Below are 13,447 nucleotides of genomic sequence, written 5' to 3' on the forward strand. Positions count from 1 at the left end.
TAAGATGGCCTTAGTTTACCTTGCTTAGAACTTATGTTCGATACCTAACGCTAAATAGCTTTGGTTCACATCGATAGAATCTAAATCACGACCGGTATACCAAGTGTAAACTTTCGTGTTTTTACCAAGCTTGTAATCAACACCGGCTGCCAACGAGGTTTGCTCGCCGTCTACGCTGAAGTCCATACGCTGGAATTGCGCTTTGAACGTGAAGTTTTGATATGGGTATTTAACGCTTGCAACGTAACCATCCGCTTCGGCTGTGCCATCAACTTTTTCTTGTTGTTGCCACATTAAACCGACAACGGCCGATGCTAATTTGGTGTAACCAACAACACGCTCAATGTCATAGCCATCAACTTTACGGTCAATCGCACCGCCTAAATAGAATGACGTGTCATCAAGACCTTCGTCACCGTAGCTGACTGCAGTTGAGATACCGTCGTCGACCAATGGGTCATCGCTCGCGGTATAACTGACTTGGAAGCGCACTTGATTAAACGCTGGTGAATAATAGCTCACAGTATTGCTAAGACGATTTTCACCTTCGAATAAGGCTTTAACGTCGGCCTCATAGTCGCTGAACACATCGATATCGCCTTGAATTGTTTTCAATACCGTGTCACGACGGCCAATGGTGATTTCACCAAAGTTGCCTTTCAAACCAATGTACTGGTTACGTGATTTTAAGTTATCTGAACCACCAATATCAGCAACATCAACTTGCCACTCGAGCTTATAGATAACTTCTAAGTCGTCATTCAGTTGAGCGCCGCCTTGAATACCAAAGCGCGATGAATTTGATACCACATCGGTTTGTGAACCGTTACCGTCGTCAAGGTCATTACTTTGCAACGATACGTTAATTTTACCGTAGATATCCCACGTTAACGGTTGCTCTTCAGCAACAACTGCAGATGAGCCCAATGCGAGAATTGCTGGAACAGTTATCAATAAAGTTTTTTTCATAACATAGCCGACTAAATATAGGTGAACACTCTGTGGACTATAGACCACACCCCCGATTTAGGCGCTATGTTATATCAGAAATATGACAGTTTCATGACTATGTGTCAGTTTTTTGTCTTTTTTATGGCATTCGCATGACGCTTATATGTCAGCACGTAATTCCTGTAATCGATTTTGCTGTTCCTGCTCTGCCTGAGCGTAGCGTTCCCATTGACTTGCTGACTTACGTGCATCGTCAAATTTCTTCGCTACGGCAAACGCTTGCAGCGCTGCATTGAAGTTTTCTAGATTCAATTCTGCCATTCCGATGACGAGATGCATGGTACCTGGCTGTTTCAAATCACCTTTTTCAAGCGCTGCTTGTGCGGCAATAATCGCATCTTTGTTGCGTTCAGCATTGAGTAATAAGGTTGCGCGTTGTGCGTCAAGTTCACCATCGTCGCTTAGCGCTGCTGCCGCCAAAAGCGCTGCGCTAGCTTTATCGGTTTCACGTGCCGCTACCCAGGCTTGCGCTAGTAGTTTCAAATGACGTAAGTTGCGTTCAACCGCGCCCTGTTCTAACGCCTGCTCGAGAACCTGACCTGCCTTGTACGGAACATCATTAAAAAAGTAGGTTTGTGCCAAGTTCAGCAAGTCTTGCCCTTTGGTAAGAAAGCCCTGCTGGAATGCGGTTTCTAACATAGCCAGTTGCTTGTTCTCTTGACCTAATTGACCATAGACACCCGCTAACTGAACCCAATACTCAGGCTTATTGTAATAACGCACCATGTCTTCTAAAACGGCGGCAACACGCTTGGTGTCACCCAGTTCGAAATAAATTGCTCGCTGCAGTACCAGCCAGTTTTCTTCTGGAACTTGTTGCTTTGACTCAACTGTATCAATTGCCTTAGTTATCGGCGCTAACGCAGCCTTATAGTCACCCTGTTGATACAGTGCTTGGGCTTTTAAAACCCAAGCTTTTTGATGTTGCTCTGGTGCGGTTACACGCTCCCATTTCTGCAAATAATCAATTGTTTTCTCAAACTCGCCTTGGCCTAAAGCTAACTGCGCTAAACTGAACAGCGTGTTTTGCTCGAGTGCTTCTGGAATAGCTTCTTCTTCAACCACTTTGGCGAAATACTCTATGGCTTTCGCAATGTTATCTTCACCGTAATACATATAGCCGTAGAAGTTCCAAAGCATGGCGCGCTCATAGCTGTTCATACTGCTGAGCTTGCTTTCAACATTACGCAGTACGTCAAGCCCAGCGTTTACGTCGCCTTCGTCAGCGAGTTGCTGTGCGCGAGCTAATTGGCTGTAGACTTGCTCACGCAAGGCTGGGGTTTTCTTGCGCTCTTGCGCAACCGCAGACGAGTGAACAAAAACCGTAATAAGTGCAGCGACGATGATGAAATAACGCATAAGATTGTCTCCTAACCATCAATGGCGAATGTTAGACGGTTCTGAACCCCTTCAACTTCAACAGGTTCACCGTTCACAACGCGTGGTTTGTACTTAAACTTAAGCACCGCATCCATGGCTGCTTGGTCAAAAATATTCTCTGGCTGAGCTTCAATCACATAAGGATCACGCACCGTGCCTTGCTTAGTCACGGTAAAGCCCACCACAACATAGCCTTCAATGCCTCGTTGTAGCGCACGACGCGGATACACCGCTTGCACTTTGACAATCGGCAGATATTCACCGTCACTGGTGTCTAAACCGACGCCACCTGACAAGCTCGTGTCAGCTTGAATCTCCGCAGAGAAATCGAATCCCGCCGCATCCGCATCCATGGATTCATTTTGCATTTGTGGCTGCGGCATATCCGGTGGTGGCTGTTCAGGCTCTGGTGGACGCTGCGGCTTACGCTCTTTTTGCTGCACAACTTCTTCAGGCTTCACGCGAACAAAGTCGAGAACACTGCCTTTAGGTGGTTCTGACATTGCCCCTTCACCGCCTACAATCAACGATTGCATGAGGTAAAACAGCCCTGCAGTTATAGCAAAAGCGGCGACGAGTGCGAGCAGTACACGTTTCATAACTAGTCTTCTTGCGTTGCAATGGAGACATCAAAGACACCAGCAGCACGAGCGGCATCCATCACTTTAATTAAGGTTTCGGTGGTCGCTTTTTTATCGGCTTGAATCACCACCGAACCTTGCGGGTTTTCAGCATACAAACGCTCAATGTTTGCTTGCACCGCACGGGCATCAACCTGGCGCTTGTTAATCCAGATTTCACCGGTATCACTGATGGCAACCAAAATATTGGCGCGATCTTTTTGCACCGCAGTTGCCGCTTCTGGACGGTTCACATCAATGCCCGACTCTTTCACAAATGAGGCGGTAACGATAAAAAAGATCAGCATGATGAAGACAACGTCAAGCATTGGCGTCATGTCAATTTGTGCTTCTTCTTCATCAACTAAATTTGCAAAATGTTGTTTCATTGCGCCTTACCTCTATTTGCTAGCAAGCGATTGCGCGCTTGAGTGATCGAGTAACAAACGATCTTCTAATTTGAGCCGTTCACGTTTTGCGGTGCGCTGTAGCCAGGTTGTTGCAAACACACCAGATAGCGCACCAACCATACCTGCCATGGTCGGAATTGTGGCTTTCGATACACCGGCCGCCATGGAACGAGCATTGCCGGTACCTGCAACCGCCATCACATCGAACACTTCAATCATGCCGGTTACTGTTCCCATCAAACCAAGCAGTGGACATAACGCCACCATGGCTTGCAGGATGGGTAGGTTGCCGCCTAAAGCAATCGACACGCGCGAGATAATCGCACCACGAATTTGTTCAGCCTGCCATGACGAACGGTCAGCACGATTATTCCAGTTCGCCAAAGCTGCTTTTGTTGCTTGGCGATGACCGCGTAAGTAGTAGAAGATACGCTCTAAAATCATCAGCCACATGACGAAAATAAGTACCCCGATAACCAGCAGCACATTGCCGCCGGTTTCGATGAAATCTTGAATAGCATTGCTGAATTCGAGCAGAAACATGATTAGTGACTCCGCTCAGAGCGCTCCGCAATAATGCCTGAGGCTTGTTCTTGCAGCACATGCACGATGTTGCGGCTACGCGTGTTCAAGGTTGCGAACAGCAAGGTCATTGGAATGGCAACCACAAGGCCGAGTACAGTTGTTACCAAGGCTTGTGAAATACCACCCGCCATCAGTTTCGGGTCACCCGTACCAAACAAGGTGATGGCTTGGAAGGTATTGATCATACCGGTAACCGTACCTAACAGACCCATCAATGGTGCAACCACCGAGATGATCTTAATGAACGTGAGGTTTCGCTGAATTTTTGGCACTTCACGCAGAATGGCTTCGCTAAGTTTCAGCTCCAAAGTTTCGGTATCAACATCAGGATACTTTCGTTGCACAGCCATCACACGACCCAATGGATTGTCTTCTCGGGCTTCAGTTTGCTTCATTTGACGCTTCACTTTGCCGCCCATCAGCGTCAGCGTGATAAAGCGCTCAACAGCGATCAATAAACCAATCACACCAAGTGCAAGAATGATGTAACCAACCGTACCGCCTTGATCGATGCGCTCGCCTAAATCAGGCGCTTGCACCAAAAGGCCAAGAATTGAGCCGCCCGTTGGGTCCATTGCAAACTTGACAGGGTTTTCGTCTGCTTGCTCTAAGGCAGTCACTGTATCCAAGTAACGACCAGATGGCTGACGAATTAATTCAGCGACGGTATCGGTACCTGGCACCAGTTCAAGATACTGACCATCGGCAACCATGTTGAAGGTACCAACGCGAGTTACTTGCTTGGTAACCTTCTCACCATTCGCGAGCGTCACTTCGGTATCAAACTGACTGACTTTGCCTGACTCCGCCATTTCTTGGAGTAGTGCCAACCAAACTGATTCAATTTCTTCAATGGAAGCCAACTTAGAGCTGCTACCCATTTTTTGAGCGAGGTCACTGAGCTGTTCGCTGCGGCCAGGAAACTCAACCGAAACAAACGATGTTTGTAATTTGCTGCTCGTATCGCCAGCAACTTGTTGCAACACGCCAAAGAGTTCACGAAGCGAGCCCATGCGTTGCGTTAATGTATCGGTTAGGCCGGCAAGCTCAATCTCGTTTTTCTCAAAATTCGTTTCGAGCGTTTCGCTGAGTTTTTCTAACCGGTCTCGTTCAGCAATCGCTTCACGAAGAATTCGCGCTTGTTCGTTCGCTTCCGCGCGAAAACGTGCTTCGCGTTGCTTGTTTTCTTCGGTTTGTTCGAATTGACCTTGCTGAAGTTGTTGCAACAACTGGTCGAGATTAATTGGGTCTTGCGGTGCGCTCAGCGCTTGCTGAGAAATCAATAACGCTGTTGCCGCTAAGGTACCTGTCAGAATTTGCTTCAACATGGTTATTCTCCAGCACCGTTAGTTTGAGTAAAAACAGGAAGCATCAATAAATCTGGCGCAAGCTGTTTACGTGCCACGCGAATCGCTTCTTGCACGTTGCTTGCATAGCTTGAATCAAGTGGTTGCCATTCACGCTGCTGTTGATTCCAAACGCCCATGGTTGAACCATCGCGCGTTTTATAAAGCAATACGGTGCGCCCCATACGCAAGAACTCGACGTCTTGGCTTTGCCCATCAACGGTCATTTCGCCGTTATACGCTTCAATATTGCGACCGTAGTCGGCTTCAATTTGGAACGCTTCCATTACGCGACGGAATTTCTCAGAAACATCTACGTCAGCTCGGTCCATCAAATCACGCAAGCTCGCAACGCGTTCTGCGCGCTCTTCAGGTAAAAATGGCACATCTAATTCAACGAATTTGGCAAGGCTGTCAATCATACGCAGCATGAGTGGGGTAATTTGACGCTCTACCACGCTCACTTCATCAATGGAGCTGTTGAGTTCGTCTTTTTCAACCAATTGCGCATCAAGTTGCTTCTGCAGTTGCTGGGTATATACCTCAAGCCCCTGAATTTGGCGGGTGATTTGCTTATATTGCTGAATACGCTCTTGCGTCGAATCCGCAATTTTTTCAACGGTCAGCTGAGATGATTTGGCTGCTGCGTTAATTTTATTCGCAGCATCAACCACCGGCTCTAGTGACTGTTCTTGCGCAAAAACGGGCGCACTGGCAAAAGCCAGGAGAATCACTGAGGAAATTAAGGAATGCTTCATAACAATACCTTGCGCATCTAATGAATGATGCTGGGCAAGATACTGCAGTTATGTGACAGCTTGGTGACTGTATTGTGTCAGTTATGTGTCATTATGACGGTTTTGTTTGATTTCTGTGACCATCTCGCGCATATCAACGCCGCTAGGGTGCTGAAATACGCGTAGCCCAAATTCCGGGAGGATTGATATCAAGTGGTCAAAAATATCCGATTGAATGCCTTCGTAGGCGACCCACTCAGTTGTTGCGGTAAAGCAATATACCTCAAGCGGTAACCCATCGGCCGTCGGATTTAACTGACGCACCATCATCGTCATTTCTTGATGAATGTGCTGGTGGTTTTTCAAGTACTGCAATACATAGGCACGGAAGGTGCCGATATTACTGATTCGACGGGTATTAACTGGCTCCTTGCCTTCTTCTTTTAATTGTTGGTTCCAATCATCAATTTCTTGCTGCTTATTCTTTAAGTAGTCTTTTAATAAACGAAAACGATGGAGCTTTTCTTCTTCGTCTTTTGATAAAAAATGCACACTATTTTGATCAAGCATCAGACTGCGTTTGATTCGCCGCCCACCAGACTCTTGCATGCCCCGCCAGTTTTTAAACGGATCAGAGATAAAGCGCTTGGTCGGAATGGTTGAGATGGTTTTATCCCAGTTCTGCACTTTCACCGTGTGCAAGGCAATATCTTTTACATCGCCGTCAACATTAAGGTTTGGCATTTCGACCCAGTCACCAACTCGAATAATGTCATTGGAAGTAATTTGAACACTGGCGACAAGTGATAAGAGCGTATCTTGAAAAACCAACATCAATACCGCGGCCATCGCACCAAGACCTGACAGCAAGATAACCGGCGAACGGTCAATTAAGGCAGCGACAATAAGAATGGCGGCAACAGCGTAAATCGCAATTTTGACGACCTGTATGTAACCTTTAATTGGTTTCTCATGAGCATCAGGCTGTCGTTCGTAAACAGTGTTGACCACCGTCAATACCCCACTGATTGCTCGTGCAATGGTTAACACCACAAAGGCATTACACACATTGCTGACCACAATCGTGAGTTCTTCTGGCAGGTTAGGAACTGAGCTTATGCCATAGGAGATAACAAGCGCTGGTACTACATTGGCTAAGCGCGCGATGATGTTGCGTTCAAATAACTGACGATCTTTACCTGCAGGCGTGTAGGACAGCGCCGTCATTGCCCCACGCATGAGGATTTTTTTGACGACAAAATTCGCAATCCACGCCGCAACAAGTAATAAGGCTAATTTGACCATGGTGTCGATGTCGGCATGTTGCGACAACCATTCCTGCCAACTTTCGAGTTGCTCTTGCATGCTTGTAATAATGTCCATCGTCGCCCTTACCTTCAGCCTTTGAAGAGCCCCTAACATAGCCCAACAAGCCGCTTTTCTCAATCTTTCTCATATTGCGAACAAAGTTATTTTACAGTACCTTGTGTGAAAGCTTTCAAGGACTTTCAATGGCGACGTCGAGTATTTCAAAATCCCTTCTTACCAACGTACTTTCAGTCTATTTCGTATTGACCCTGATTGTGACGTCGGTACAAGTTGTGGGGGAATATTACGACACCAAGAATATGTTGGTTCAGGAGTTACACAACCAACAAAGCACGTTTAGCCATTCTTTGGCGCGCTCGCTTTGGGAATACAATACGCCACAAATTGAAGCCATTGCAGACGGCCTTATCAATATTCCAGCGATAGCAGGATTGGTGATTCGCGATGATACGGGGCGTATTGTTAGCCAACTGGGGCGCACCCCGCCGCTTCGCGCCTTTCCTACCATATCGGCAGATAGTTACGAACTACCCGAGCGCGATGGTGTATTTGGTTACTACTCCAAATTAGTGTTTGAGTTTTCTGGTGATTCAACCCAGGTTGGCGATGTGACACTGTACACTACCCGAGATATTGCCATTCAGCGCATCAAAGTAAGTCTTTACTTCATTATCGGCTCAGCGATTGTCAAAAGTACCTTTTTAATCATGCTGTTTAGCGTGGCGTTTCATCGCATGTTGAATCGCCCTATGCGTGATTTAATCAGCCAGATTCAAAACTTCAGACTCGACGATCTTGAACATTCAAAACTGCACATTCGTAGCTTACGAAACACGGAGTTTTTGTTGCTTGAGCGTGCTTACAATCAGCTGGTCGAGAATCTCAAAGAATACCAAGAAGATCTTGATAGAGCGCAGAAGCAGCTGTTGCATGTGAATCGAAAGCTGGATGAGCAAAACGGTATTCTCGAGCAAGAAGTCGCGCGTAAAACCAGTAATCTCAGTCGCGTTCTGGTTGACTTGGAACGGCAAAAAAATGACCTCGAGTTACGGCAAGACACACTGGAAAACGAAATTCGCCAACGACGTGTGGTTGAAACCGATTTGCGCGAAATTAATACGCGCCTTCAAGAGTCGCTCAGTGCGCTTGAACGCACCCAAGATCAACTGATTGAATCAGAGAAGATGGCTTCTCTCGGTGGTCTCGTTGCCGGTATCACGCACGACGTCAACACCCCAATTGGCATCTCGGTCACGGCGGCAACATATATTCGTGATCAGTTAACCGAAGCCGAAGAAGCGTTGAATAAAAAGGCACTGACCCAAGCACAGCTTACGAAGGTGTTTAAGCTCAGTAAGGAATCGCTCGATTTACTTGAAAGTAACCTAGCTCGTGCATCGGATTTAATCAGCAGCTTTAAACAAGTTGCCGTAGACCAAACTTCTGAAGTAGTTCGCGAAATTAACATTAAAGACTACTTAAACGGTGTGATTCAAACGCTCAATCCGCGCCTAAAACCATTTAAACCACGCATTCTGATTGAATGCCCTGATGATATTGAAATTCGCTGCCCAGCAGGTGCCTTTGCGCAGATTTTCACAAATTTAATTATCAATTCCTTGATTCACGGCTTTGAAAATAAGCAAGATGGTGAAATTGGCATTACCATTGAGCGCAACGATGACAAACTTGTGATTGTTTATCGCGACAATGGTAAAGGTTTGACGCAACAGCAACTCGATCAGTTATTCGATCCGTTTTTCACCACCAAGGTACAACAAGGTGGTAGTGGTTTAGGAACACATATTATTCGAAATCTCGTGACCCAAACCCTCAACGGTACCGTTGAAGCTGAAAGTGAACCGGGACAAGGCTTAACCTACCGCATGACATTAGCGGTAACATTTATCTAATTCATTTCGATATCTCGAAGTTATTAATCAAGGACATAACATGTGGTTTAAGAACTTGCGAATTTATACGCTCGCAGATGATTTTGTTTTACCTGAAAACCTCGAACAACGCCTAAGTGATCATGCTTTCCGTCCATGTGGCCGTCAAGAATTAGCAAGCTTTGGTTGGAGCTCGCCATTCGGTCAACACAGTGACGTTCTATTTCATCAAATTGGTCACGCGTATTTATTTTGTGCGCGCAAAGAAGAAAAAGTACTGCCTGCCGCAGTAGTGAGCGCTGAAGTTGATGAAGTGGTGAATCAAATTGAGGCTGAACAGGGTCGTAAAGTTGCCGGGAAAGAGAAGCAAAACCTTAAAGAAGACATTATTCACCGATTGTTACCGCAAGCATTTACACGGTTTCGACTAACTTGGGGCTTACTTGATACCGATTTGAATATTGTTGTTGTGGATGCGTCCGCTGCAAATCGCGCTGAAGACTTTCTCGGTATGCTCAGAAGCAGTTTTGGTTCTCTGCCAGTCAAACCATTATTTAGCGAGAACCCAAGCGAGCTTTATTTCACGCAGTGGTTAAAAGACGGCAAAGCACCGGGTAACTTCGATTTTGGTGATGAAGTTGAATTACGAGATAACAGTGATGACGGGGGTATCGTCCGTGTGCGTCAACATGCGTTGACAGGTACGGAAATTGAAACTCATCTTGCCCATGGTAAACAAGCGACAAAAATAGGTTTAGACTGGAACGAACGTCTCACTTTTGTGCTAGAACATGATCTAGCAGTAAAACGTTTCAAGCCAACGGACTTATTAGTTGATGAACAAGATAAGCTTGTTGATGCGACCCCAGAACAAAAAATTGATGCTGATTTTGCTCTCTTGGCTGGAGAGATCCGTGCATTTTATCCAGACCTTGTGAGCTTATTTGCCCAAAGGAACGAACAATGATTAAAACAATCCGTTTTCCACTGACTGCACTGGCAGTCAGCCTAACACTACTCGGATGCAGCCAAGAGCCTGCACCGGTTGAAAAGGCGCAATCCGAAGCTCCGGCTGTTGAATTAGTCGCCGATGCCAAATCACGCCTCGACATCTACTACCCAATGGACTTAACAGCTGATTTAAGCCACCTTTCTGAGCGTCAACGCCATGTGGTTGAACTGTTAATTGAAGCCTCTGAAATCATGGATGACTTATTCTGGCAGCAAGCCTATGGTGCGAGCGCAAGCAGTCTTTTGAATCGCATTAGCGACGAGAACGTGAAGAATTTTGCGGCAATCAATTACGGCCCATGGGATCGTTTAAATAACGACAAACCATTCTTAACTGGATTTGGTGAGAAGCCAGCTGGTGCCAATTTCTATCCGTCTGATATGACCAAAGAAGAGTTCGAACAAGCCGAGTTTGAAGGCAAAATCGACCTTTACACCCTGGTTCGTCGCAACGACCAAGGTGAGCTTTACGCCGTCCCATACAACGAGGCTTACCGTTCACAGTTAGAGAAAGCTGCAGCGTTATTACGCGAGGCCGCTGAGTTTACTGAAGACGAAGGCTTCAAAAACTATCTCACCATGCGGGCTGATGCATTTTTGAGCAATGACTATCAGCCTTCTGATTTTGCTTGGATGGATATGACCAATAACGCGATTGACGTGGTGATTGGCCCTATTGAAAGCTATGAAGATCAGCTTTACGGCTATCGTGCCGCGTTCGAGTCTTATGTGCTGATTAAAGATCTCGAATGGAGTGAAAAGTTAGCGGTGTATGCCCAGTACTTACCTGAGCTACAACAGAATCTTCCGGTTCCAGCTGAGTACAAAGCCGAAGTGCCTGGCGCAGGTGCACAGCTCAATGCTTATGATGTGGTTTATTATGCCGGTCACTCGAATGCCGGAAGTAAGACTATCGCCATCAACTTGCCAAATGACGAAGAAGTGCAGTTACAAAAAGGCACGCGTCGATTACAGCTGAAAAACGCCATGCGCGCGAAGTTCGACGCAATCATGTTACCGATTGCCGACGAACTCATTGTGCCTGAGCAACGCCAGCACATTACCTTTGATGCGTTCTTCGCCAATACCATGTTCCATGAAGTTGCACACGGTCTTGGTATCAAAAACTTGGTTGGCCAATCTGGCACAGTGCGTGAAGCGCTTAAAGAACATGCTTCAGCGCTAGAGGAAGGCAAAGCCGACATTCTAGGTTTGTATATGGTCACTCAGTTGTTAGAAGCTGGCGTGATAACTGAAGGCGTTCTAGAGGATTACTACACCACGTTCTTAGCGGGTATCTTTCGCTCGGTTCGTTTTGGTGCCTCAAGTGCACACGGCAAAGCAAACATGATTCGCTTTAATTACTTTGAACAAGCCGGTGCGTTTTCACGCAACGAGCAAGGTCAGTATTCCGTGAATATGGATGCCATGCGCGCCGCCATGAATAGTTTGTCAGAGAAAATTTTAACCCTTCAAGGTGACGGCGATTACCAAGGTGTTGGCGAACTCTTTGATACCATGGGCAACATTAGTCCGCAGTTACAAGCTGATTTAGATCGCTTGTCGGCTGCCGACATTCCTGTGGATATTACTTTCCGCCAAGGTAAGAGTGTTCTAGGTCTTTAATAGATTGAAGGGAGCCAAGATATTTGGCTCCCTTTTCCTGCCGTTTTGTTCATGATTCACGCGCGCTCAAATTTATTCACAAACCAGTAAAGCGCAGCACTCGGTATTCCTGAAACGAGTGTTAAAACGAACCAAAAAAAACCATTCAATAAATAAATATCCTTACCTGCTCTTCGGGTAGCAAGCGCATTTGAATAAACGGCAATGGCTAATACAACATGAACTGTGGCTGTAAGCAGTAGATAAAAAATACCAAGGCCTGAAGTAAAAGAATGTTCTAAAACCATCTACATTTCCTTTTGCGATTAATTACAACTGTATGAACAAAGATATTTTCCATCGCCTGAATATCTACATGATGTGAAAAATGTATTATTCGTACACACTGTACCTGAAAACTCAACGTTAAAATAAGAACCGTAGTTCTGAAATCCATTAAAACTACTGAGACTTCCGAAATTAAAGTTTCCTGAGAACTCGCTCTCTTCCGTCGGTATTTGATTATTTTCGCAATCGAATGCACTACCCTCTACTACCTCAAATGTATTTCCATCTCCCGATATGATTACATCAGCAACCCCCCCATCGGGAAAGTTTATCGTTTGAGGTAACCCAAATAAACTTCCCTCTACAGAGAGAGAAAAGGCACCTGAACCTGTTGTAAATGTAATGTTCGCTTTGCTTAGGAAGTTATTCCAAGTGTTTATGAATGATTGACTCACCGGATACCATTGAAGCATTTTGTCAAATACATTTTTTCTAAATTGGGAGTCTAATATAAATTCGTAAACTCCTTTATCCGAAGCTTTGCATGATTTCCCGTTGTTTCCCGACGTATAATTCGCTATTTCTCGAAAAACTTTAGATTCCTTCGGTGATGACCCTAGCCCTGAGACACTAACTGACGATATGAGATCGCTCAGCATATTAGGTGATGACTCAAACTCAGCAATTAAATTTCTTCTTGATTCAAAAAACTCCTGAACAGCTAACTTCACATCTTCTCCCGTTTCGAGCCCACTTACGCGCTGCCAACCAAGCTCCATGTCAATGTGGACTCGATACAAAAATAGTTTCTCAGTCTTTAAGTCTATTACATAATGCGAAGATAATTCTCTAAAGGGGTTAATCTTATATGCATTTTCAAGAACTCTAGATTTATGCTCTTCAACTGAACAAGCGTTACACTCTAGTAAATAAGGTGATGCGAGAGCCTCATTTAGTAAAGTCACTGTAAAGGCAATTAGAATAAATAACTTTCTCATTGTTCATTCCTTTTCTTATAATATTGAAAGATCAGACTAAATACTCGTGATGGACATTTCAAATAAATTCACATACCTCATAAATACCTACAATGATCCTTTTAAAACTATAAATTTTCTAACATCACATATTAGCCATCTTTCATGTGAAATTAGCGACATTCCTGTAGATACTACTTTTCGCCAAGTTAATTGCGTACTTGGAGCGTAACCACCAGTCTTAGCTAATGGTCTT

At 45.3% G+C, this 13,447-nt stretch carries 13 protein-coding genes; 3 read left to right on the forward strand and 10 right to left on the reverse strand.

What is annotated here, in order from left to right:
* Window positions 1-24: 24 nt before the first annotated feature.
* The 8 genes from D3795_RS06220 to D3795_RS06255 all read right to left on the reverse strand — a co-directional run bounded on the left by D3795_RS06220 (window position 25) and on the right by D3795_RS06255 (window position 7,472).
* On the reverse strand, window positions 25-969 hold the full coding sequence (locus tag D3795_RS06220; protein WP_156267145.1) for a porin: 945 nt from the start codon (window positions 967-969) through the stop codon (window positions 25-27).
* A gap of 141 nt (window positions 970-1,110) precedes the next feature.
* Window positions 1,111-2,370 (reverse strand): tetratricopeptide repeat protein, encoded by a 1,260-nt coding sequence (locus D3795_RS06225; protein WP_156267147.1) that lies wholly within the window; start codon window positions 2,368-2,370, stop codon window positions 1,111-1,113.
* A gap of 11 nt (window positions 2,371-2,381) precedes the next feature.
* Window positions 2,382-2,990, reverse strand: coding sequence for an energy transducer TonB (locus D3795_RS06230; protein ID WP_156267149.1), 609 nt, complete (start codon window positions 2,988-2,990; stop codon window positions 2,382-2,384).
* A 2-nt stretch (window positions 2,991-2,992) separates the two neighbouring features.
* Window positions 2,993-3,400, reverse strand: a complete 408-nt coding sequence (locus D3795_RS06235; protein ID WP_126760272.1) for an ExbD/TolR family protein — start codon at window positions 3,398-3,400, stop codon at window positions 2,993-2,995.
* A 12-nt stretch (window positions 3,401-3,412) separates the two neighbouring features.
* Window positions 3,413-3,958, reverse strand: a complete 546-nt coding sequence (locus D3795_RS06240) for a MotA/TolQ/ExbB proton channel family protein (RefSeq protein ID WP_173021042.1) — start codon at window positions 3,956-3,958, stop codon at window positions 3,413-3,415.
* A gap of 8 nt (window positions 3,959-3,966) precedes the next feature.
* Complete coding sequence (locus D3795_RS06245; protein ID WP_156267151.1) at window positions 3,967-5,334, reverse strand: MotA/TolQ/ExbB proton channel family protein; 1,368 nt, start codon at window positions 5,332-5,334, stop codon at window positions 3,967-3,969.
* A 2-nt stretch (window positions 5,335-5,336) separates the two neighbouring features.
* Window positions 5,337-6,110: a DUF3450 domain-containing protein gene (locus D3795_RS06250; RefSeq protein ID WP_156267153.1), complete on the reverse strand. Its 774-nt coding sequence runs from the start codon at window positions 6,108-6,110 to the stop codon at window positions 5,337-5,339.
* An 81-nt stretch (window positions 6,111-6,191) separates the two neighbouring features.
* On the reverse strand, window positions 6,192-7,472 hold the full coding sequence (locus tag D3795_RS06255; RefSeq protein ID WP_310942451.1) for a mechanosensitive ion channel family protein: 1,281 nt from the start codon (window positions 7,470-7,472) through the stop codon (window positions 6,192-6,194).
* A gap of 128 nt (window positions 7,473-7,600) precedes the next feature.
* Between D3795_RS06255 and D3795_RS06260 the strand changes: the two genes are divergently transcribed.
* From D3795_RS06260 to D3795_RS06270, 3 genes are read left to right on the forward strand one after another with little or no spacing between them, the layout of a single operon-like run.
* Window positions 7,601-9,331: a sensor histidine kinase gene (locus D3795_RS06260; RefSeq protein WP_156267155.1), complete on the forward strand. Its 1,731-nt coding sequence runs from the start codon at window positions 7,601-7,603 to the stop codon at window positions 9,329-9,331.
* Window positions 9,332-9,371: 40 nt separating this feature from the next.
* On the forward strand, window positions 9,372-10,277 hold the full coding sequence (rdgC, locus tag D3795_RS06265; RefSeq protein WP_126760277.1) for a recombination-associated protein RdgC: 906 nt from the start codon (window positions 9,372-9,374) through the stop codon (window positions 10,275-10,277).
* Window positions 10,274-11,947, forward strand: a complete 1,674-nt coding sequence (locus D3795_RS06270) for a dipeptidyl-peptidase 3 family protein (protein ID WP_156267157.1) — start codon at window positions 10,274-10,276, stop codon at window positions 11,945-11,947. The genes rdgC and D3795_RS06270 overlap by 4 nt, the downstream gene beginning before the upstream one ends.
* 56 nt (window positions 11,948-12,003) lie before the next feature.
* Here D3795_RS06270 and D3795_RS06275 read toward each other — a convergent pair whose 3' ends face one another.
* Both D3795_RS06275 and D3795_RS06280 read right to left on the reverse strand, forming a co-directional pair.
* Entirely contained in the window at window positions 12,004-12,234 is a 231-nt protein-coding gene (locus D3795_RS06275; RefSeq protein WP_126760279.1) for a hypothetical protein, read from the reverse strand.
* Between the two features lie 18 nt (window positions 12,235-12,252).
* Window positions 12,253-13,212 carry a hypothetical protein gene (locus D3795_RS06280; protein ID WP_126760280.1) on the reverse strand — a complete coding sequence of 320 codons (960 nt, stop codon included), beginning with the start codon at window positions 13,210-13,212 and terminating at the stop codon, window positions 12,253-12,255.
* Window positions 13,213-13,447: the final 235 nt, after the last annotated feature.

Origin of the sequence: Pseudidiomarina andamanensis, from assembly GCF_009734345.1 — a bacterium.
Classification (GTDB): Bacteria; Pseudomonadota; Gammaproteobacteria; order Enterobacterales; family Alteromonadaceae; genus Pseudidiomarina; species Pseudidiomarina andamanensis.

Excerpts from the sequence above, each read along its gene's own strand:
- D3795_RS06275 (WP_126760279.1), bottom strand. The coding sequence starts at position 12,234 with ATGGTTTTAGAACATTCTTTTACTTCAGGCCTTGGTATTTTTTATCTA.
- D3795_RS06235 (WP_126760272.1), bottom strand. The coding sequence starts at position 3,400 with ATGAAACAACATTTTGCAAATTTAGTTGATGAAGAAGAAGCACAAATT.
- D3795_RS06225 (WP_156267147.1), bottom strand. The coding sequence starts at position 2,370 with ATGCGTTATTTCATCATCGTCGCTGCACTTATTACGGTTTTTGTTCAC.
- D3795_RS06280 (WP_126760280.1), bottom strand. The coding sequence starts at position 13,212 with ATGAGAAAGTTATTTATTCTAATTGCCTTTACAGTGACTTTACTAAAT.
- D3795_RS06270 (WP_156267157.1), top strand. The coding sequence starts at position 10,274 with ATGATTAAAACAATCCGTTTTCCACTGACTGCACTGGCAGTCAGCCTA.
- D3795_RS06250 (WP_156267153.1), bottom strand. The coding sequence starts at position 6,110 with ATGAAGCATTCCTTAATTTCCTCAGTGATTCTCCTGGCTTTTGCCAGT.
- D3795_RS06260 (WP_156267155.1), top strand. The coding sequence starts at position 7,601 with ATGGCGACGTCGAGTATTTCAAAATCCCTTCTTACCAACGTACTTTCA.
- D3795_RS06255 (WP_310942451.1), bottom strand. The coding sequence starts at position 7,472 with ATGGACATTATTACAAGCATGCAAGAGCAACTCGAAAGTTGGCAGGAA.
- D3795_RS06220 (WP_156267145.1), bottom strand. The coding sequence starts at position 969 with ATGAAAAAAACTTTATTGATAACTGTTCCAGCAATTCTCGCATTGGGC.
- D3795_RS06230 (WP_156267149.1), bottom strand. The coding sequence starts at position 2,990 with ATGAAACGTGTACTGCTCGCACTCGTCGCCGCTTTTGCTATAACTGCA.
- rdgC (WP_126760277.1), top strand. The coding sequence starts at position 9,372 with ATGTGGTTTAAGAACTTGCGAATTTATACGCTCGCAGATGATTTTGTT.
- D3795_RS06245 (WP_156267151.1), bottom strand. The coding sequence starts at position 5,334 with ATGTTGAAGCAAATTCTGACAGGTACCTTAGCGGCAACAGCGTTATTG.